The following is a 21046-nucleotide window of genomic DNA, read 5'->3' on the forward strand; positions in this document are numbered from 1 at the left end:
AATGGGTCGTCGCTTCAAGGACGTGCTGACGGGCTGGGCCGCCAGGGAAGCGGTGGCGGGCGACCGTCTGCCCTATGCGCAGCTTGTCGATGAAAGCGTTGTGCGCCTGCGCGATGGGTCGCTGGCGCTGGCGCTGATGGTGCCGGGCCTCGCGTTCGAGACCGCCGATACCGACGAACTCAACGCCCACGTGGCGACGCGCGAGGTGCTGCTGCGCTCCTCGCTCGATGCGCGCTTCGTGCTCTACCACCACGTCATCCGCCGCCGCGTCGAGGTCGAACTCGACGGCCACTTCGAGGACCCGCTCGCCGCGCATATCGACGCACGCTGGCGTGAGCGGACGCGCTCGGGGGATCTGTTCGTCAACGACCAGTTCATTACCCTGGTGCGCCGTCCCGCACGCGGCAAGGCGGGCTGGGCCGATCGTCTCTCGCGCAGCTTGCGGGGCAACACGAGCGAGGATGGCACCGGTATCGACCCCGCCGACGTGCGCGCGCTGCGTGCCGCTGCCACCGCGATGGTGGCCTCGCTCGGCGCCTACGGTGCGCGACTTCTGGGCGACTACGAAGGGACCACGGGGACCTGCTCGGAAGTCCTTGAACTGCTGAGCGCGCTCTACAACGGTGAGATGCGGCCCGTGCGTCGTCCGGCTGCGGGCACCGACATCGGCCACATGCTGCCCTATCGCCGCATCAACTTCGGGCTCGATGCACTGGAGCTGCGCGGGGCCGATGGCCGGCCTGCCTTCGGCGCCATGGTCAGCCTGAAGGAATACCCCGATGCGACTTCGCCCGGGCTGACCGACGCGCTGCTGCGCCTGCCCGCCGAGATGGTGCTGACCGAAACCTACGCTCCGTGTGATCGCCAGATCGCGCGCGAGCGCATCGATCTTGCCATTCGTCGCCTGCGTTCGGCTGACGAGGAAGCCATGGCCGAGCGGTCCGAAATGGTGTCCGCGCGCGACGCCCTGGGCACTGGCGCGGTCGGCTTTGGCGACCATCACCTCTCGGTGCTGGTGCGCGCCGACACGCTCGATGAACTCGACATGGTGAGCGCGGCCTGCGCCGCCTCGCTCGCCGATGCGGGCGCGGTTGCGGTGCGCGAGGACGCGAACCTGGAGCCCGCCTTCTGGGGGCAGTTCCCCGGGAACGAGGAATTCCTGGTGCGCCGCGCGCTCATTTCCAGTGCAAACATGGCGTGTTTCGGCTCGCTCCACGGCTTCTCGCTGGGCCAGGCGAGCGGCAACCACTGGGGCGAGGCAGTGACGCTGCTCGCGACCACCAGCTCGACCCCGTTCTTCTTCAACTTCCACCAGGGTGATCTTGGTAACTTCACCGTCATCGGGCCGTCGGGTTCGGGCAAGACGGTGGTCATGAACTTCCTTGCCGCGCAGGCGCAGAAGTTCGCGCCCCGCACGATCCTCTTCGACAAGGACCGCGGCGCCGAGGTTTTCCTGCGCGGCATCGGCGGCACCTACAGCCGCATCGCGGCGGGCCACCCGACCGGCTTCAATCCGCTCGCGCTGTCCGATACCGACGCCAACCGCGCGTTCCTGCGCGACTGGCTGGGCGTCCTGCTCGAGGCCAAGGGTGCCGAAGAGATGGCGACGATAGCGAGCGCAGTCGATGCGGCCTATCACAACGATGCCTCGCTGCGCCGTCTTTCGCACTTTCGCGAACTGCTGGCCGGCGCGCGCCGGCCCGAGCCGGGCGATCTTGCCTCGCGTCTCGATGCCTGGATTGCCGGGGGCGAGCATGGCTGGCTCTTCGACAACGCCGAGGACCGGCTCGATCTCGACACACGTGTCCTGGGTTTCGACATGACCGCGCTCCTGGAAAGCCCGCGTCTGCGCACTCCGGTGATGATGTACCTGTTCCACCGCATCGACGAGCGTCTGGACGGCGAGCCGACCATGATCCTCATCGACGAGGGCTGGAAGGCGCTCGACGACGAGGTCTTCGCCGCGCGCATCCGCGACTGGCTCAAGACCCTGCGCAAGCGCAACGCGCTGGTCGGCTTTGCCACCCAGTCCGCGCGCGACGCGCTCGACAGCCGTATTTCGACCGCGCTGGTCGAGCAGACCGCAACCATGCTCTTCATGCCGAACTCGCGCGCGCGGCCTGAGGATTACTGCGAGGGCTTCGGCCTGTCGCTCCACGAACTCGAAGTGATCCGCACGCTCCCGGCGCATTCGCGCTGCTTCCTCATCCGCCAGAGCGACGCCTCGGTCGTGGTGCGTCTCGACCTTTCGGGCAGTCCCGAGGTGCTGACGGTCCTGTCGGGCCGCGAGAGTACCGTGCGCAAGCTCGATGCCCTGCGCGAGCGCTACGGCGACGCGCCGCGCGCCTGGTACCCCGCGCTTACCGGCCAGCCTTGGCCGGGTGACAGCGGTGCCGCTGCGGCCGACGACGCGCTCTGGATCGAGGCGGCCGAGTAGAGGTCATGGCCAGCGACACCTGTCAGCGCCTGACCGAACTTGCCTCTGAGGGGGTGGCCCCGGCCCTGCGCGCGGTTGACTGCGTGGCGAACGAGATGGCCGCGGGCGCTTTCGGGCGTCTGTTCGGCAGCGACGGCGCGCTCGTGCCGGCGATCTCGATCCTGCTCGCGCTCTACATCGCGCTTTTCGCTTTCCTGCTGATGACCGGCCGCGCTTCGGTGGGCGTGTCCTCGCTCATGCCGCGCATGATCACCATCGGCGTGGTCCTGCTCTTCACCAGCAGCTGGCTCGCCTATCAGGGCATGGTCTGGAGCTTTGCGCTGGCAGGTCCCGACTGGATTGCGGGGCAGCTGATGGGGGCGGACGGTTCGGCCACGCAGATCTTTGCCGACCGCATCGACATCGTCTTCGGTGTCATCAACGAGATCGGCACCAATGCCGGATCCGGCGGCGGCTCGGCCGGAGAGGCCGCCAAGGAGACGGCGGACGCCGCCTCGATGATGTCGCCCGAAGGGCTGATGTGGATGGGCGCAATCCTGCTCCTGCTGGGCACGGTTGGCATTCTCCTCACCGCGCGCATTGCGCTGGGTATCCTCATCGCGCTGGGGCCGCTCTTTGTCATTCTGGGGCTGTTTGGCGCAACACGCGGGCTCACCGCGGGTTGGCTGCGTGGCATGGTGCTGACCGCCTTTACGCCGCTCTTCGTGGTCATGGGGGGAGGCATCATCCTCGAACTGCTCGTGCCGATCGTCTCCGCTCTGGTCACGTCGGCGCAGATGGGGGAGATCGACGGGCGCGCGGCCATGGCCTTCTTCACGGTCGCGGCGGTCCACGTCGCGCTCATGGTCATGGTGTTCAAGGTGGCCGGCACGATGGTCTCGGGCTGGCGCGTCTTTGGCCTGGCGGCCAGCCGTGAAGAGCGGGCGGGACCGAGTGCCGCCGTGCCCGCACCTGCGCCCGTGGCCCCGATGCTCCAGCCGCTGGGCGTTGCCACCTCGCGCACCGGGCACATGAGCGCGTTGGCCGCCAGCCACGCTACGCAGGCAGGGCCAGGCGGCAACGGCGGGGAGGGCGCTTCGGGCCGCTCGGGTGAGCGGCGGACCGTCACCACCCACGTTACCGGCGGCGGCATTGCGCCCGCCGGAGCCGGACAGGACATGCGCGCGAAGGGCATTGGCAGCCGCTTTCGCAGCGCCTCGAACGACACCGGCCGCGCGCCGGTCAAGGAGAAGACACGATGACGCACGCCTTCACGCTGCGCACCACATTTTCGCGCCTGATGCTGGGGTCGGTTCTCGCCGCAGGGCTGCTGAGCGCCCCTGTCCGCGCCGACGACCGCCTGGTCGAGCACGCCTACCGCGCCGACGAGGTCGTCACCATTCCCGGGCGCACCACGGTTCAGGCCACCATCGCCTTTGGCCGCAACGAAGCGATCGAGAACGTCGCGGTGGGTGACAGTTCGCAGTGGCAGATCACGCCGAACAAGCGGGCTGATCTGCTGTTTGTGAAGCCGCTGGAGACCAGTGCGCGCACCAACATGACGGTTGTCACCAACAAGCGGACCTACTTCTTCGACCTCGTCGCAGGAGCCAGGGCCAAGCCGCTCTACATGCTGCGTTTCACCTATGCGGACGAGGAAGAGCCGGTCGATGACACCCCGCTTGCCCGCCCCAGCGAGGCGGAGCGCCTGGCCCATCTCGATCCGGCCGAGCGTGCTGTGGCCGAGGGCGATCCCCTGGCGATGCCCGCCGAGGTCGCCGCACTCAACTTCGCGTGGGAGCGCAAGGGCGCGGCCAAGCTGCAGCCGGTCCGGGTCTACGACGACGGGCAGGCTACGTACCTCGTCTGGCCCGAACAGACGCCGAACCTGCCCGCCATCCTTGTCGAGAACGAGAAGGGCGACGAAGGGCCGGTCAACTATGCCGTGCGCGGCCCCACCATCGTGGTGAGCGATGTGCCCGACCGCATCATCCTGCGCCGCGGCAAGGACGTGGCCGAACTGCTCAACACCGTTCCGCTTGGCGAACGGCCTGCGCCGGCACTCGCGCAGCGTGCAGGTACAACCCCGCCGGTTTCGGCACAGTGAGAAGGGCCTGAACGATGGCGCCCCATTCCTCTTCCGTTTCCGCCCTTCACGAGCGTCGCTTCGGCGCCAACGCGACCGACCCGCGCGAGGGTGAGGGGGCTGAGGTTATCGACCTTGCCACCCGCAATGTCCTGCCCCAGGTCTCGCAGCGCAAGAAGGCCGATGGTCTGGGCCTGGTCGCGGGGATCGTCTTCGTCGCCGCGCTGGGCGGCCTTACCTTGTGGATGATGGACGGCGCGCGCAACGCGGCGCCCGAACAGGATCTTGCCGCCGCGCCCGCGCCGGTCCCCGAGGCGCCGGTGCCGACGCCGTCGGTGCGCCCCGCGCCGGTGCCGGTGGCGCGTCCGGCCGCTCCGCTGGCCGCGCCCGCGCCCGCGCCCGTTCTTGCCAACGATCCCAACGCCCAGGCCGGCCCCCAGGGCAACCCTTACGCCAACCCCACGGTCGTCTATGACGCCAGTGCAGGCGCGGTCGGCGCGCCGGGCCCGGCTGGAGGAGATGGGAAGGCAGGCGGCGCCCCGAACGATGACTTTGCCTCGCGTCTTGCGGGCACGAACTCGACCGCGGCGGCCGCGCGCACCTTCAATCCGGCGACCACGGTCACACAGGGCACGCTGATCCCGGCGGTTCTTGAAACCGCGATCGATACCGAAGTGCCCGGCTACGTGCGCGCCATCGTTTCGACCGACGTGCGCAGCTTCGATGGCAAGAAGGTGCTGATCCCGCGCTCCTCGCGCCTCATCGGCCAGTACAAGAGCGGTCTTACCGCCGGACAGAAGCGCGCCTACGTGATCTGGACCCGCGTGATCCGTCCCGATGGCGTGTCGGTCGACATCGGTTCGCCCGCGATTGCCTTTGGCGGGGAGACGGGCCTTCCGGGCAAGGTCAACACCCACTTCTTCGAGCGCTTCGGTTCGGCCATGCTGCTCTCGGTCGTCGATGGCCTGACGACGCTGGCAACCGGCGGTGCGTCGGTCGTTGTGGCGGGCGGTTCTTCGGCGGCTGCGCAGGCCGTGCAGGGCAGCTCGAACATCGGCCCGACGATCCGCGTGCGCCAGGGTGAGCCCATCCGCGTCTTCACCGCCAAGGATCTCGACTTCGGTCCGGTGCAGTGATCGTCCACGCAATTACCAAGGCAGGATTTCGCCATGGCCGACGTTCTATCGCTGGTGCCTGCGGCTGCGGGCACGCCGATGTCTGAGAACATGCCCGAGGTGCAGGTGGAAGCGTCGGTTCCGCGCAGCGTCTATCTCGACGCCTACCTGGCTCCTTTGCGCCCCTGGCTCGACCGTGAGACGGTGACCGAGATCCTGGTCAACCGTCCGGGCGAGATCTGGGTGGAGGATGCCGCGCACGCCGATGGCGGTGCGGGAATGAAGTGCATCGCGCTTCCCGAGATGGACAACCGCCTGCTCCAGCGCCTCGCCGAGCAGGTGGCGCGGATCAGCCATCAGGGCATCAACCGCGAGCATCCGCTGCTCTCGGCAACGCTTCCGGCCTACGCCGGGCAGTCCAGTGCGCGCATCCAGCTGGTCGGACCGCCCGCGACGCGCAGCAACTGGGCCATGGCGATCCGCCGTCACCGCTTGCTGAACCTGCCGCTCGATGCCTATGACCGCGGTCCCATTACTCCGCCTGAGGAAGCGCCTACACCCGATCCGATGGCGCAGCCCATCGCCTTCCTCAAGGACGCGATCCAGCGCCGCCGCACGATCCTGATTTCGGGCGGTACCTCGACCGGCAAGACCACGTTCCTCAACGCCATGCTGGCCGAGATCCCGCAGGACGAGCGTGTCGTGCTGGTGGAGGACACCGCCGAACTCAAGCTGCCGGGCGCCAATGGTGTCGGCCTTATCGCGGTCAAGGGTGAGCTGGGCGAGGCCAAGGTCTCGGCCAACGACCTGCTTCAGGCGGCGCTGCGCCTGCGCCCCGACCGCATCGTGCTGGGCGAGCTGCGCGGGACCGAGACGGTCTCGTTCCTGCGCGCCATCAACACCGGCCACCCCGGCTCGTTTTCGACCGTCCACGCCAACACGCCGCGCGGCGCGCTGGAGCAGATCGCGCTCATGGCGATGCAGTCGAACATTGGCCTCACCCGCGCCGAGACGCTGGAATACGCCGCCAGCGTGATCGACATCGTCGTCCAGCTGGACCGTCAGGACGGCAAGCGCGGGATCGGCCAGATCGCCGAGAGCCGCACACTGGTGGGCTGAGAGGGAAGGGCGCCACGTGCGCCCTCCCGTCCAGTCTCAGAACGCGGCCTGCACGCCGGTGACCAGCACATTGCTGCGGGCGGAATGGACCGACCAGGTCGACCCGTCGGGGAAGTTGCCGCCGCTCAGGAAGTTGAGCGGTACGTAGCCCACTGTGTGGACGTACTCGCCAAAGAGGTCGACGCTGTCGGCCAGGCGGTGCGAGAGGCCAGCCACCCATTGCTCCTGGCGCTCCCACGGCGCGCCGTCAGGGCCGGAGTTGAAGCGGCTGAACTCGAAGCTGACGTTCGTCTCGCGCACCGAAACCGGCAGGTTGTAGCGCGCGCCCAGCGTCAGCGAGGAGATGCGGCTGGCGGAGTAGTGCGCCAGGTCCGGGTTCACCGCGTCCGGCACCTGCGTACCGGGCAGGACCCGAATGGTGCGTGCAAAGTCGCCGATGAGGTGCAGGCGTCCGGCATCGAGCTTGCCGTAGATCCCCCAGGCCGGATTGCGCCCCTCGCACGGGTTGAAGTGGAAGACCGGGTAGCTCTGGCAATAGGCCGTGCCATGCAGGTAGCTGCCGCCAAGGCGCAGCTGCGTAGTGGGGGCAAGGTTCAACGTGTAGCTGGCATCAAGCGCGAAGTTGTTGACCTTGGAGGGCACGTTGGTGCCGTCGACCGAGGTGTTTGCGCCTCGGAACTGCGAGCCGCCCACGATCGCCATCGCGCGCAGCGACAGCCCCTTGTCGTAGTACCCGGCAAGCCCGCCATAGGCGAGCGGGGCAAAGGCGTGCCAGTTGGTCGAATTGGTGAAGGGGCTGACCGTGTCCTGCAGGCCGAAGGGCACGTCCATCTTGCCGATCGCGGCATAGAGCGGGCTGCGCGATAGGTCACCGGCCATGACCCACGCCTTGCGCAGCTGGACCTGGTTGCGGCTCAAGGTGGTTATCGTGCCCGCACCAAAGCTCTGTTCGGGATCGTAGAGCATTTCGGCGTAGGCGGTGATGCCGCGCGTGGGCGCCACGGTGAAGGCGAGCTGCGCGCTGTGAAGCACGATTTCCTGCGTGGCGCGGGTGCGCTCGTTGCTGCCGGTCGGATGGCGCATCAGGTAGCCGAACTTGTTGGTCGTGTTCGACCACTGCGCGTCGGCAATGGCGGTCACCGCGCCGCTCAGCGTGACCATTGCGTCCAGTTCGCCATCGCGCCGCGCTTCGAGCTGGAGGATCTGGCGCCGGTTGATGTTCTCGGCATGGTCGAGGAGCGCGTAGCCATAGGCGGGCGCAATACCCAGTGCAGGACCGCTTGCGGAGTTGGTCGCGGCTGCAGGGAGGCTTGTGGCCGTGCCGGGCGCAGCTGCGCGGACAGGCTGGGCGGCAGCACGTGCGGTTGCAGCGGTCGGTGCTTGCGGCATCGGGGGCGTGGAGCTGTGCTCCTGGGCCTGGCGCAGGCGTTCGACTTCGGCGGTCAGTCGGGCGTTAGCGTCCTCAAGGGCGCCAAGACGTGCGACGAGTTCGGCAATGCTCGGCTCGGATGCCTCCTGCGCGCGGCTCGCCGAAGAAAAAAGGGTGGCCGTTACAACGCACCCGAGCGCGATTTGTTTGCGCATGCTCTTTTGTTCCCCCCACTCTCACAATTGAGGGGAGGTAGTGTTCAACAGTGAACAGAGTCAAGGCATTGAAATTCGCAAATGATCTACCTCATTGAAAAGGCGGTTGCCGCTCCGGCAGATATTGCCGGAGCGGTGCGCGATCAATTGGTCTGGGCGCTGTAGGCCGAGCTCATCATTTCATCGACATCGAGGTCGAAGCTCTTCTGGCGCGGCGGATATTCCTGCAAGGTGGCCATGAACTTGGCGACCTGTTGCCCGGCCGCACCCAGCGTCCAGGAATGGTTTTCCTGCCATTCGTCATACCCGCGCGCCTCGAGGAAGCGCTCGAAGGGATCGAGCTTGAGGTTGATGATGTAGGGGGTGACGAGCTGCTCCTGCACGCCGTTGAACCACTTGTCCTGGCTCTTGAACAGGAACTTCCAGTCCCCGTAGCGCAGCCCGTGCAGGGTGGTTTCGGTGAAGTAGTAGAACTCCTTGCGCTTGGTGGGGCCACGCCCGGAGACCAGGTCGGTCTGGTCGACGCCATCGAGGTGGACCTTGTAGGTCATGTTGCCGATGCGCTTGCCGCTCTTGAGCTCGGCGACCAGATTGGGCTGCCCGAGATGGGACATGATGGTGGGGACCCAGTCCTCCATGGTCATGAATTCGCCAGTCGTGGTGCCCGCCGGAATGTGCCCGGGCCAGGACACCATCATGGGGACGCGGAAGCCGCCTTCCCAGCCACCCACGCCCTTTTCGCCATGGAACGGGGTGTTGCCGCCATCGGGCCAGGAATTGCAGGCAGGGCCGTTGTCGGTCGAGAACATGACCATGGTGTTGTCGGCCACGCCCAGCTCCTCGAGAAGGTCGAGCAACTGGCCAACCTGATCGTCGAGCTGTTCCATGCCATCGGCGTAAAGGCCATAGCCGGTGACGCCGTCGTACTCGGGCGGCAGGTTGGTGCGGTAGTGCATGCGCGTGGTGTTGTGCCACACGAAGAAGGGCGTTCCGGCGCGGGCTGCGTCGCTTATGAAGCGTTTGGATTCCTTGAGGAATTCATCGTCGAGATGGCGCTGGCGCTCCTGTCCGAAGGGGCCCAGGTCCTCGATCTTCTGGCCACCTTTGCCGTCCGCCCAAGTGTGGACCACGCCGCGTTGCTGGAAGGCGGGATTGTCCTTGGGGTAGTCGTACTGCTCGGGATATTCGCCCGCGTTCAGGTGGTAGAGAATACCCATGAACTCGTCGAAGCCGTGCGCGGTGGGCAGGTGCTCATCGCGGTCGCCCAGGTGGTTCTTGCCGAACTGGCCGGTCGCATAGCCCAGCGGCTTGAGCATCTCGGCAAGCGTCGGGTCTTCCTTCTGGAGGCCGAGCTCGGAGCCGGGCAGGCCGACCGTGCTCATGCCGGTGCGGATCGGGTACTGGCCGGTGATGAAGGCGGCGCGGCCCGCCGTGCACGAGGCCTGCGCGTAGTGGTCCATGAACAGCATGCCCTTCTGGGCGATGCGGTCGATGTTGGGCGTCTTGTGGCCCATCATGCCGCGGTGGTAGGCGCTGAGGTTCCACATGCCCACGTCATCGGCCCAGATGACGAGAATGTTGGGGCGGCTGGCGCTACCCGATTGGGCGAGCGCGCGGCGCGGTGCGGCGAGCTTGCCGATGACCGGAAGGGCGGCCAGCAGGCTGGAGCCCTGGAGCAGCTTGCGCCGTGAGACGTCGGACGGCGCGCGCTTTTCGGTAAGTGTGAGGGGAGGGCGGTTCTCTGTGTCCATGAGCCGGTTTCCAGTCCTTGCAATGGGCGTGTCGCCGATGGCGACGACCGGCAGCAAGGCTGGCGCAGGGCTGGAGAGAACCCCATCGGGATAAACCCTGATGCGAGCAGGGGATGTGCTGGAGATACCGAAAACAAACGCTTTTTCGTGTGCGGAGAGGGCGAAGCCTGGGATCCGGGGGGGCTGGGATCAGCCTTCGGCGATCACCTCGTCGTCCGGGCCCAGCACGCGCCAGGAGCGGCCCAGCCATTCGCCCAGCGCCTTGATGTCCTTGGCGGCGGCCGGGTTGAACAGCGGCAGGCCGCGCTCCTGCAGTGAGAGCGTGATGATCTCGGGCGTCGTGGCAAGCTGGCTGAGATCGAGGGCGGTATGGCATCCGCCGTGAAGGCGGCGGCACAGGCGGATGGCAAGGCCCCAGCCGATCGCGCGGTCGAGATCGGCGCGCGTCGCAAGCCGGTCGAAGGGTTCGGGAATGCCCGAGAGACCCGCGTTGGCAAAAACGGTCATGGCCATCATCCCGCGCCCGCGCATGTCAAGCCCGATCCAGCGCTTGCGCAGCGCCCAGGTCGTGGCTTCCTCGGTGCGCAGGTTGGGCTCGGTGCGCATGGCGGCCAGGGCCAGAAGCGTGGAGGCTTGGCGCAGGATGCGGTCGTTCTCGTTGCCCGGGCCGTGCCCGTTGCTGTCTTCGCCATCGTCGCAGACGGGCGCAGTCCACTTGGCCACCGCGACCGCTTCCTCGGCCGAGACCCGTACGCCAAGCGCGAAACCGGCGACGCTGGCGAGCATCGGTGGTTCGGCCTGCACTTCGGGTTCGAGCTGGGCGTAGAGCAGGCCTTCACGAAGCCCCCAGGAGGAGAACACGATCTCGCTCGGCTGGAGGGCGATCACCAGTTCGGCGAGCAGCGCAGCCGCGTCGGGCAGGCTGGCGAGGCGTGAGGAGGAAATGCGCGGGTCCGGGTTCTCGATCCGGCCCTTGGCGAACTGGCGGGCGATGCGCAGCACATCGTCGGCGGGAAGCGCGAAGCCGTGGGGGTCATCGACCGGCCATTTCAATTCGCGCATGGCCTGTTGGGCGAGCGCGCGCCAGGAACCGCCCACGATATAGAGCGGCTCGTCCTTGCCGCCGTTCCAGCCGTTGGCCGCGAGGCGCTCGTGCACCACGGTGGAGAAGGCCTTGGCGTCATTGCTGCGCAGGCCCGGCAGGCGCAGGGTGCCGAACGGCATGGTGATGCCGCGCGGGCTGATCGTGCCGTTCTCCACGCCGATGAGTTCCAGGCTGCCGCCGCCAAGGTCGGCCACGGTGCCATGCGCACCAGGAAAGGCGGCGATGACCGCATGGGCGCTGGCGCGCGCTTCCTCGTTGCCCGAAAGCAGGCGGGGCGAGAGGCCAAAGCCGCGCACGGCCTCCAGGAACTGGGGGCCATTGCTGGCATCACGCGCGGCGGCCGTCGCCACGCAGTCGACATCGCGCACCCGGTGCAGGGCCAGCAGGCGCGAAAAGCGCCCCAGCGCGCCCAGCGCGGTCTTCAAGGCTTTTTCCGAGAGCGTTCCGTCGCGATCAAGATCACGGCCGAGGCGCGCGTTGACCTTCTCGTTCAGCATCACGACGGGCGCGCGCAGCGGCCCGTTGTAGATGACGAGGCGCACGGTGTTCGAACCGATGTCGATAATCGCGCGCTTTTCGCTCGAGTGGCTGATGCCGATCATGCTTTCCAGACGAATCCGAGAGGGACCTTGTTCCGACACTCTTGTGTCAGAACTTGGGCCCTATGTCAGATATTCCCCCGTCGAAGCGAGAGCTTGGGCACTTTTCGTCCACTGGCAAGCGAAGCACCGCGCCCCGAAAGCGAGGGGTTGGTCATGAAATAGCGGTGCAGGTTGAAGGGCTCCTCGACCTCGCCCACGCGTTCGGAGGTGCCGTCGGGGTGGAGCAGCCAGGACTGCTCGGTGTCGATGAAGTTGGCCAGCATGACCTGGTCGAGCACCTGGTCGTGGACCGTCTTGTTGCGCATCGGGATCATGATCTCCACGCGCCGGTCGAGGTTGCGGCTCATTCCGTCGGCCGAGGTGATGAGCACTTCGGCCTGGCGGCTGGGCAGGTCCGCGCCGTTGGCGAAGGCCCAGATGCGGCTGTGTTCGAGGAAGCGGCCGATCACCGACTTGACCGAGATGTTCTCCGAGAAGCCCTCGATGCCGGGCCTGAGGCAACAGATGCCACGGATCACGAGGTCGACGTCCACGCCCGCCTGGCTGGCGGTGTAGAGATGGTCGATCAGCTCGGGATCGGTAAGCGAGTTCATCTTGGCCCAGATCGCGGCGGGCTTGCCTTCCCTGGCGTTCGCGATCTCGACATCGATCAGTTCATAAAGTCGCGAGCGCAGCGTCATGGGCGAGATGGCGAGCAGTTCGGTCTCGTCCGGCTCGACGTAGCCGGTCACGAAGTTGAAGAGCTTGCCCGCATCGCGGCCCGCCGCCGGATCGGCCGTGAAATACGAAAGGTCGGTGTAGATGCGCGCGGTGATCGGGTGGTAGTTGCCCGTGCCGAAGTGGCAGTAGGTGCGATAGCCGCCCCGGCCATTGCCCAGGTCGCTTTCGCGGCGCACCACCATCGAGACCTTGCCGTGGGTCTTCCAGTCGATGAAGCCGTAGATCACCTGGACGCCCGCGCGTTCGAGCTGGCCGGCCCACAGCAGGTTCTGCTCCTCGTCGAAGCGGGCCTTGATCTCGACCACGGCGGTCACCGACTTGCCCTGTTCGGCCGCCGCGATGAGGGCGGAGATGATCGCGGACTGCTTGCCGGCCCGGTAGAGCGTCTGCTTGATCGCAATCACGTCCGGATCGCGCGCGGCCTGGCGCAGGAAGTCGATCACCACCTCGAAGCTTTCGTAAGGGTGGTGGATGATGATGTCCTTCTCGCGGATCGCGGCGAAGATGTCGCCGTCATGCTCGAGGACGCGTTCGGGATAGCGGGGCGAATAGGGCTCGAACTTGAGTTCCGGGCGGTCCTCGTCGCAGATTGCCGAGACGCCCGAGAAGCCGATCAGTCCCTCGGTCTTCATGATCAGCGCCTGGTCGAGGCCGAGCTGGCCGCGCAGCATTTCCTCGGCCGCCGGATCGAACTTGCCCTGAAGCTGGAGCACGATGACAAGGCCGCGGCGGCGGCGCTGGATCGCCGAGCGGAAGTAGCGCACGAGGTCTTCGGCGTCTTCCTCGATCTCGAGGTCGGAATCGCGCAGGATGCGGAACACGCCGTGCCCGCCCACCTTGAAGCCGGGGAAGAGGGTCCCTGCGTTGCGGCAGATGAGGTCCTCGATGGAGATCCACGCCGCCTCATCGCCGGGGATGCGCACGAAGCGCGGCAAGGGCGCTGGGATCAGCACCATCTCCATGACCGGCGCGTTGTCGGCGATGCGGTTGAGCGAGAAGAGCACGCCGATCCCCTGGTTCGCAACGAAGGGGAAGGGGTGCGCCGGGTCGATCGCCTGGGGCGTGATGACCGGCATGATGTCGGTCGCGAAATAGTCCTTGAGCCACTGCTCACGCTCAGGGTCGAGGGTCTCATCGCCAATCACCGCGATGCCCGCCTCGGCCATCTCGGCCTTGAGCCCGGCCCAGGTCTTCTGCTGGATCGTTTCCAGCTCGAGCACCTTCTCGTGCGTGGCGGCGAGCGCCTGCCCGGGGGTGAGCCCGTCGATCGAGGCTTCCTCGATCTGACGGCGCACCTGCCCGGCAAGGCCCGCCACGCGCACCATCAGGAATTCGTCGATATTGCTGCCCGAGATCGAGAGGAAGCGCAGGCGCTCGAGCAGGGGGTAGTTCATGTTCGAGGCTTCGGCGAGCACGCGCTCGTTGAAGGCCAGCCAGCTCAATTCGCGGTTGAAGAAGCGCGAGGGGCAGGAGGCAAGCGCGGCAGGATCGATCATGGGGGGCGCGTCGGCTTCCGCAGGTGCGGGTACCTGCGCACGGGCGGGCGACGTCGTATCCGTATCTCCGGTCGGCTGCATTACGGTACCTGTCGTCTCGTCCATGTGACCCTCTTCTGGTGGTCTTGCGGTGCGGTCCAGGGCGCGGATTTCGGCCCGTGGCACGTACGTGTCTCTAAAAACGCGGCCCTTGCCAGTTCTCGATGACGCTTTTGCGGCAAATGGTACACGTAAAGGGCACTGTAACGAAAACTCTTTCTAGGCCAAGTGAACAGCGTTGCAGTGCAGCAGCGTTTCGCGCAAAGTCACCCGCGATGATAAAAGCGGCACTGCACCACCTCACTCGCTACCGCTACTCCAAGCGGATCAAGCTCGGCCCCCAGGTGATCCGGCTTCGTCCGGCGCCGCATTCGCGCACGCAGGTGCCGAATTATTCGCTCAAGATCTCTCCGCCTGAGCATTTCATCAACTGGCAGCAGGACCCGCACGGCAACTGGCTGGCGCGGATCGTCTTTCCCGATCCGGTCGACCATTTCCAGATCGAGGTCGATCTGCTGGCCGAACTGGCGGTCATCAACCCCTTCGATTTCTTCGTGGAGCCCGACGCCGAGGAATACCCGTTCCAGTACACGGATACGATGAAGGCGGACCTGGCCGCCTATTTCGACGTGGAAGAGCAGGGCCCGCTCTTCGAGGACCTGGTCAAGCAGTACGAAGGCCACGAGGGGCGTACGGTCGACTTCCTGGTCGAGATCAACCGCCAGCTTGAACAGCGCATCGACTACGTGATCCGCATGGAGCCGGGCGTGATGACGCCCGAGGAGACGCTGGAGGCGGGGCGGGGCTCGTGCCGCGATTCGGCCTGGCTGCTCGTCCACCTGCTGCGCCGCCTGGGGTTCGCCGCGCGCTTTGTCTCGGGCTACTCGATCCAGCTGGTCGCCGACGTGATCCCCAAGGAAGGCCCGCAGGGCGTGCTCCAGGACGTGACCGACCTGCACGCCTGGGCCGAGGCCTTCGTGCCGGGCGCGGGGTGGATCGCGCTCGACGCGACTTCGGGCATGTTCGCGGGCGAGGGGCACATTCCCTTGTGCGCCACGCCCCACTACCGTTCGGCGACACCCATCGAAGGGCTGGCCGAACCGGCCGAAGTCGATTTCGATTTCAAGATGGACGTCAGTCGCATTGCCGAGGCGGTGCGCATCACCAAGCCCTTCACGCCCGAGCGCTGGGAGAACATGCTGGCGCTCGGCGACAAGGTCGATGCGGATCTCGTTGCGAACGGCGTCAACCTCACCATGGGCGGCGAGCCGACCTTCATTGCCGACGGCGACTTTGAAGCGGGCGAATGGAACGGCGAGGCGGTCGGCCCGACCAAGGCGGCCTATGCCGACCAGTTGATCCGCCTCCTGCGCCACAAGTTCTCGCCCGGTTCGCTCCTCCACCACGGGCAGGGCAAGTGGTATCCGGGCGAGACGCTGCCGCGCTGGGGATACTCGATCTACTGGCGCAAGGACGGTGAGCCGATCTGGCGCGACGATTCTCTGCTGGCAGGGGAAAAGCCGCTGGAGAAGGACGGCGATCCCGATCCGGTGCCTTCCATCGACGTACAACAGGCCGCGAAGGTTCTGAAGCAGGCCGCCGCGAACCTGGGGGTCGAGCCCGAGTTCGTCCAGCCGGTCTATGAAGATTCGGGCGTCTGGATGCTGCGCGAGGACGAACTTCCGGTGAACACCACGCCGATGGACCCGGCCATCGAGGACGAGGAACTGGCCCGCCGCTTCAAGCGCACCTACCGCCGGGGCCTGGAAAGGCCGGTGGGCTTCGTGCTCCCGATCCAGCGCTGGCAGACGAGGGTCGCGCCGATCCAGCGCCATTGGCAGAGCGAGTTGTGGCGCGTGCGCAAGGGCGTCCTGACCGCCGTACCTGGCGACAGCTCGCTGGGCTACCGCCTGCCGCTTGGCTCGCTGCCGCATGTGCCGCCCGCCGACTATCCCTATATCCATCCGCGCGACACCGCCGAGCCGCGCGAACCTCTGGCCGATATCCGCGCGCAGGTGACCCAGCGCGGTCGCCAGATGCGCGAGGAACTGGCCAGCCAGCGCTTTGAGACCGTGCCCGAACCTGCGCAGTTCGGCCCGCAGATCGTGGAGCAGGACATCATCGAGGGCGCGGTGCGCACCGCGCTCACGGTGGAGCCGCGCGGGGATTACCTTGCCGTCTTCATTCCGCCGACCGAGTGGCTGGAGGACTACCTCGAACTTGTCGCTGCGATTGAGCAGGTGGCCGAGGAGATGGGCCTTCCGGTCCGCATCGAGGGCTATCCCCCGCCGCCCGACCCGCGCCTCACGGTCCTCAAGGTCACCCCCGATCCGGGCGTGATCGAGGTCAACATCCACCCCAGCGCCTCCTGGCGCGAGACGGTGGAGATCACCGAGACGCTTTACGACTGCGCGCGCGAGATCGGCCTGACCGCCGACAAGTTCATGGTCGATGGGCGCTCGATCGGCACAGGCGGTGGCAACCACATCGTGCTGGGCGGGCCGAGCCTGCTCGACAGCCCCTTCATTCGCCGTCCGGACCTGCTCAAGAGCTTCGTGCTCTACTGGCAGCGCCACCCCTCGCTTTCCTACCTGTTCTCGGGTCTTTTCATTGGTCCGACGAGCCAGGCCCCGCGCATCGACGAGGCGCGCCATGACGCGCTTTACGAGCTGGAAATCGCGCTGGCGCAAGTGCCCGGGCCGCAGGCGCCGCAGCCCGCGCCCTGGGTAGTCGACCGCCTGTTCCGCAATCTCCTGGTCGATGTCACCGGCAACACCCACCGCACCGAGATCTGCATCGACAAGATGTTCTCGCCCGATGGGCCCACGGGGCGCCTCGGCCTGGTCGAGTTCCGCGGCTTCGAGATGCCGCCAGACGGCAAGATGAGCCTCGCTCAGCAGCTGCTCCTGCGCGCCCTCACCGCCTGGTTCTGGAAGGAGCCGCAGCAGGGCGACCTCGTGCGCTGGGGGACGCAGCTCCACGACAAGTTCATGCTTGGCCACTTCGTCTGGGACGATTTCCTCGACGTCCTCGCCGACCTTGGCCGCGCGGGCTACCAGTTCGATCCGGCCTGGTTCGAAGCGCAGCGCATGTTCCGTTTCCCCGTCCACGGCGAAGTCGAGGGCGGCGGTGTGAGCCTGGAGATCAGCCATGCGCTCGAACCCTGGAACGTGCTGGGCGAGACCGGGGCAATCGGGGGGACCGTGCGCTATGTCGACAGTTCGACCGAGCGCCTGCAGGTCAAGGCCACGGGGCTCGTCAAGGGACGCCACGTTATCACCTGCAACGGGCGCCGTGTGCCCATGACGATGACCGGGCCCGAAGAAGGCGTGGGCGGCGTGCGCTACAAGGCGTGGTGGCCGGCCGAGTGTCTGCATCCGCTGCTGGAGCCGCACACCCCGCTCACCTTCGACATCTTCGACACCTGGAATGGACGTTCGCTGGGTGGCTGTGTCTACGAGGTCGCCCATCCGGGCGGGCGCAATTACGACACCGTGCCCGTCAACGGCTACGAGGCCGAGGCGCGGCGCAAGGCGCGCTTCACACCGCACGGCCATTCGCCAGGCCCCATGGCGCCGCCGCCCGAGGAACTGCCGGGCGAGTTTCCCCATGCCCTCGATCTGAGACGTCCGCCGCGTGTCCACTAGCCCCTCGTCCCGGCGGCCGGTGCGCTCGCGGGGATGGCTCGATCGCTATTCCGCAGGGCCCGAGGGCGGCGATCTCTACACCGACGCACCCAGTTGGGTGGGGGAGCGCTGGCGCGCGGTCGCCGCCGAACTCGCGCGGCTGGGTGAGAATGACGCCGCCGCCTTGCAGGAAGCGACCAGTCGCAACGCCGCCGACCTGGGCCTGACCTTCCGCGTCACCGGCGATGAAGAAGAACGCGCCTGGCCGGTCAATGCCATGCCGCTTGTCATTGGCGCGGACGAATGGGCCAAGCTCGAACGCGGCCTCGTCCAGCGCGCCGACATGCTGGAGAAGCTGGCCGCCGATATCTACGGCGAGCAGAAGCTGGTGAAGGGCGGGCACCTGCCCGCAGCCGTCATCGCCGGAAATCCCTTCTTCGTGCGCCGCATGATCGGCCATCCCCCGGCCTGCGGGCGCTTCCTGCAGGTCTATTCGGCCGAGCTGGCGCGCGGACCGCGCGGGCAATGGCGGATCCTCCAGGACCGGGTGCGGCTGGCCAGCGGCATTGGCTACACACTGGAGAACCGCCTGGCCCTTTCGCGCACGACGGGCGATCTGCTTGCGGCAAGCCATGTGCGCCGCACGGCTGGGTTCTTTGGCGCGATGCGCGAGGGCATGGCCGCGGCCTGCGGGCGCGAGCGGCCGCGCGTTGCGCTCCTGACCCCGGGCCGCTTCAACCAGACTTACGCGGAGCAGGCGCATCTTGCGCGCTATCTCGGCCTGCCGCTGGTGGAGGGGAGAGACCTCTCGGTGCTCGACAACCGCCTCTACGTCGGCACCATCGCGGGGCCCAAGCGGGTCGATGGTATCTGGCGCTGGATCAATACCGACCTGCTCGATCCGCTCGCTTTCGATGCGCGCTCGCAGATCGGTGTCGCCAACCTGTTCGAGGCCTGGACCTCGGGCGGGGTAGGCATCGCGAATGCGCCGGGCAGCGAGGTCCTCGAGTCGGCAGCGCTCGCCGCCTTCATGCCGCGCCTGTGCCGCCTCCTGATGGACGAGGAGCCGCTCCTGCCCAGTATCGCGACCTGGTGGTGCGGGCAGGCCAGCGAGGGCGCCACCGTGGCCCGCCGGTTCGACGATCTGGCACTGCTTCCCGCCTTCGGGCAGCCGGTGGAAGGGTTGGCGGGGCGCGATCCGGTGGCGGGGGCCTCGCTTACGCCGGAAGAGCGCGCGCTCTTCGCCGAGGCCCTGCGCCGCCGTCCCATGGACTATTGCGGGCAGGAGATCGTCCAGCTCTCCACCGCGCCCGCGATCATCGACGGTGAAATCGTTCCGCGCCCCTTCACGCTGCGCGCCTTTGTCGCGCGCCGTGCCGATGGCGGCTGGACGGTGATGCCCGGCGGGTTCGCACGTCTGTCCTCCAGCCGTGACTTGCCAACCACGATGATGGGGGCGGGTGATCTCTCCGCCGATGTCTGGGTGGTCGATGAGACGTCGGCCGAGCAGCACCAGCGCACCACGCTTCAGGACTCCCCTCCGATCTCGCGCGGGGGCGGCATTCTTGCCAGCCAGGCGGCGGACAACCTCTACTGGTTCGGACGCTACAACCAGCGTGCCGAACTGGTGCTGCGGGTGGTCCGCTCGCTGTTGGGCAATTCGATGGAAGGGGAAAGTGGGCCGACCGGTGGCGGGGCGGTCGCGGCCAGCCTTGTCGGCTTGCTCGAATACTGGGGCGCGGCCGATGCAGGTTCGGTTGGCAAGAAGCTGGAAGATGTCTGCGCGCAGGCCCTACTTTCATCCCACCTGCCGGGCTCGGTGGCGACGCTGCTCAAGCGCCGCATGGACGTAGGCATGAGCCTGCGCGAGCGTTTCGCGCGCGACTTCTGGCGCATCGTCAGCCGTCCGATGCCGCCTGTCACTGTCTCACGCCCGCAGGCCATGCTCGAAAGCGCGCGCTGGCTGGGCGAGCATTTCAGTGCGCTCTCTGGCCTTGTCGCGGAAAACATGGTGCGCTCCTCGGCCTGGCGCTTTCTTAAGATCGGCGAGCGGATCGAGCGCGCGCAGGCCATCTGCCGCATGACGCACGACCTTTCCGCTTTCACGGGCGAGAGCGAGGACGTGGCAAGCGGTGTTCTCCTTGACCTGTGCGATAGCCAGATCGTCTACCGCACCCGCTACCTCACCGCGCCGATGCCCGATCCGGTGCGGGATCTGGTGCTTCTTGACCCTGACAATCCCCGAGCCCTGGCTTTCCAGATTGCCGATATTGCCACGCACCTCCAGGCGCTGCCGAGTGTTCGGGATGACAACGTGCCCGAAGCGCCCCTGCGCTCGGCCCGTGCGTTGCAGGGCGAGCTTCAGGCCGCGCTGGTCGAGGACATGACCCGTGCGCGCCTGCGCACTCTTGAGGGGCGCCTGTTCGCGCTTTCCGATGCGATTTCGCAGCGGTATTTTCTCCAGTTCGACCGCGAAGGCGCCGAACGCCGCACGAGACTTCTGTGATGCGCTATGCCGTCAGCCACAAGACCACGCTGTCCTACGCAGCGCCGGTGCGCCTCGCCCAGTTCAACGTGCGCCTGCGCCCCGCGGCCTGGCCCGGGCAGAGCGTCTCCGACTATTCCCTCAGCGTCGATCCCCGTCCTGCCGCGATCTCCGAAGGGGAGGGCAGCTACCACGTCAACGAAGCGCGCTTCGGGCTTCAGGAACCGATCAGTCGCCTGGTCATCGAGAGCCGCTTCACGGTCGAGCGCGAGGATGCCCCCTTTTTCTTCGCCGAGGCCAAGGGGCCCGCGCTTGTCGAACTGCGCGAAAAGGCCATGGCGCTTCCCGACCTTTCCGCGCTGGGGCCTGCGTCCTACAGCTTTGCCTCGCCCATTGCGGTGCCCGAGCACGAGATCGCCGTCTGGGCGGGCGAATATCTGGTCGAAGAGATGCCGGTGATGGACGCGGGGCGCACGCTGATGGAGGCGATCCATCGCGAATTCAGCTTTGATTCGCGGGCCACGGCCACCGACACGCCGCCGATCGAGGCCTTCCGCAATCGCCATGGGGTCTGTCAGGACTTCACCCATGTCATGATCATCGCGGCGCGGGCACGCGGTATCCCGGCGGCCTACGTCAGCGGCTACCTGCGTACGATCCCGCCTGCGGGGAAGGCGCGGCTGGTCGGCGCGGACGCCATGCACGCCTGGGTCAACCTGTGGTGCGGCGAGGAACTGGGATGGGTGGGCTTCGATCCGACCAACAACAAGCTGGCCGATGCCGACCATATCTTCATCGGCATGGGGCGTGACTATTCCGATGTCGCGCCACTCGATGGGACGTTCCGGGGAAGCTCGGAGCAGACGATGCACTTCGCCGTCGACGTTGCGCCGCTGGACTGA

At 67.0% G+C, this 21046-nt stretch carries 12 protein-coding genes; 8 read left to right on the forward strand and 4 right to left on the reverse strand.

Annotated features, from left to right (window positions below; translation table 11 throughout):
- The first annotated feature begins 1 nt into the window (after position 1).
- From HT578_RS18920 to virB11, 5 genes are read left to right on the forward strand one after another with little or no spacing between them, the layout of a single operon-like run.
- Positions 2-2437 carry a VirB4 family type IV secretion/conjugal transfer ATPase gene (locus tag HT578_RS18920; protein WP_213501071.1) on the forward strand — a complete coding sequence of 812 codons (2436 nt, stop codon included), beginning with the start codon at positions 2-4 and terminating at the stop codon, positions 2435-2437.
- A 5-nt stretch (positions 2438-2442) separates the two neighbouring features.
- Complete coding sequence (locus tag HT578_RS18925) at positions 2443-3678, forward strand: TrbL/VirB6 family protein (RefSeq protein WP_213501072.1); 1236 nt, start codon at positions 2443-2445, stop codon at positions 3676-3678.
- Positions 3675-4523, forward strand: coding sequence for a TrbG/VirB9 family P-type conjugative transfer protein (locus tag HT578_RS18930; protein ID WP_213501073.1), 849 nt, complete (start codon positions 3675-3677; stop codon positions 4521-4523). The genes HT578_RS18925 and HT578_RS18930 overlap by 4 nt, the downstream gene beginning before the upstream one ends.
- A 14-nt stretch (positions 4524-4537) precedes the next feature.
- Positions 4538-5638, forward strand: coding sequence for a TrbI/VirB10 family protein (locus tag HT578_RS18935; protein WP_213501074.1), 1101 nt, complete (start codon positions 4538-4540; stop codon positions 5636-5638).
- A gap of 33 nt (positions 5639-5671) precedes the next feature.
- On the forward strand, positions 5672-6736 hold the full coding sequence (gene virB11, locus HT578_RS18940) for a P-type DNA transfer ATPase VirB11 (RefSeq protein WP_213501075.1): 1065 nt from the start codon (positions 5672-5674) through the stop codon (positions 6734-6736).
- 36 nt (positions 6737-6772) lie between these two features.
- Here virB11 and HT578_RS18945 read toward each other — a convergent pair whose 3' ends face one another.
- The 4 genes from HT578_RS18945 to HT578_RS18960 all read right to left on the reverse strand — a co-directional run bounded on the left by HT578_RS18945 (position 6773) and on the right by HT578_RS18960 (position 13994).
- Positions 6773-8320 (reverse strand): hypothetical protein, encoded by a 1548-nt coding sequence (locus HT578_RS18945; RefSeq protein WP_213501076.1) that lies wholly within the window; start codon positions 8318-8320, stop codon positions 6773-6775.
- Between the two features lie 143 nt (positions 8321-8463).
- Positions 8464-10071, reverse strand: coding sequence for an arylsulfatase (locus HT578_RS18950; RefSeq protein ID WP_213501077.1), 1608 nt, complete (start codon positions 10069-10071; stop codon positions 8464-8466).
- Between the two features lie 189 nt (positions 10072-10260).
- A complete protein-coding gene (locus HT578_RS18955; RefSeq protein WP_213501078.1) occupies positions 10261-11778 on the reverse strand; it encodes a Ppx/GppA family phosphatase in 1518 nt (505 codons plus the stop codon).
- Positions 11779-11843: 65 nt separating this feature from the next.
- Positions 11844-13994, reverse strand: a complete 2151-nt coding sequence (locus HT578_RS18960; protein WP_039391497.1) for an RNA degradosome polyphosphate kinase — start codon at positions 13992-13994, stop codon at positions 11844-11846.
- A 314-nt stretch (positions 13995-14308) separates the two neighbouring features.
- Between HT578_RS18960 and HT578_RS18965 the strand changes: the two genes are divergently transcribed.
- Genes HT578_RS18965 through HT578_RS18975 form a run of 3 tightly spaced genes read left to right on the forward strand, consistent with a single transcriptional unit; the run spans position 14309 to position 21046 of the window.
- Positions 14309-17680, forward strand: a complete 3372-nt coding sequence (locus HT578_RS18965) for a transglutaminase family protein (RefSeq protein WP_213501079.1) — start codon at positions 14309-14311, stop codon at positions 17678-17680.
- Complete coding sequence (locus tag HT578_RS18970; protein ID WP_213501080.1) at positions 17670-20165, forward strand: circularly permuted type 2 ATP-grasp protein; 2496 nt, start codon at positions 17670-17672, stop codon at positions 20163-20165. Before HT578_RS18965 ends, HT578_RS18970 begins: the two co-directional genes overlap by 11 nt.
- Positions 20165-21046, forward strand: a complete 882-nt coding sequence (locus HT578_RS18975; RefSeq protein ID WP_213504477.1) for a transglutaminase family protein — start codon at positions 20165-20167, stop codon at positions 21044-21046. Before HT578_RS18970 ends, HT578_RS18975 begins: the two co-directional genes overlap by 1 nt.

The sequence above is a fragment of the Novosphingobium decolorationis genome (assembly GCF_018417475.1).
Lineage (GTDB): Bacteria > Pseudomonadota > Alphaproteobacteria > Sphingomonadales > Sphingomonadaceae > Novosphingobium > Novosphingobium decolorationis.

Bases quoted from the DNA above. Each gene is read 5' to 3' on its own strand.
- HT578_RS18920 (WP_213501071.1), top strand. From the start codon at position 2: ATGGGTCGTCGCTTCAAGGACGTGCTGACGGGCTGGGCCGCCAGGGAA.
- HT578_RS18925 (WP_213501072.1), top strand. From the start codon at position 2,443: ATGGCCAGCGACACCTGTCAGCGCCTGACCGAACTTGCCTCTGAGGGG.
- HT578_RS18930 (WP_213501073.1), top strand. From the start codon at position 3,675: ATGACGCACGCCTTCACGCTGCGCACCACATTTTCGCGCCTGATGCTG.
- HT578_RS18935 (WP_213501074.1), top strand. From the start codon at position 4,538: ATGGCGCCCCATTCCTCTTCCGTTTCCGCCCTTCACGAGCGTCGCTTC.
- virB11 (WP_213501075.1), top strand. From the start codon at position 5,672: ATGGCCGACGTTCTATCGCTGGTGCCTGCGGCTGCGGGCACGCCGATG.
- HT578_RS18945 (WP_213501076.1), bottom strand. From the start codon at position 8,320: ATGCGCAAACAAATCGCGCTCGGGTGCGTTGTAACGGCCACCCTTTTT.
- HT578_RS18950 (WP_213501077.1), bottom strand. From the start codon at position 10,071: ATGGACACAGAGAACCGCCCTCCCCTCACACTTACCGAAAAGCGCGCG.
- HT578_RS18955 (WP_213501078.1), bottom strand. From the start codon at position 11,778: ATGATCGGCATCAGCCACTCGAGCGAAAAGCGCGCGATTATCGACATC.
- HT578_RS18960 (WP_039391497.1), bottom strand. From the start codon at position 13,994: ATGATCGATCCTGCCGCGCTTGCCTCCTGCCCCTCGCGCTTCTTCAAC.
- HT578_RS18965 (WP_213501079.1), top strand. From the start codon at position 14,309: ATGATAAAAGCGGCACTGCACCACCTCACTCGCTACCGCTACTCCAAG.
- HT578_RS18975 (WP_213504477.1), top strand. From the start codon at position 20,165: ATGCGCTATGCCGTCAGCCACAAGACCACGCTGTCCTACGCAGCGCCG.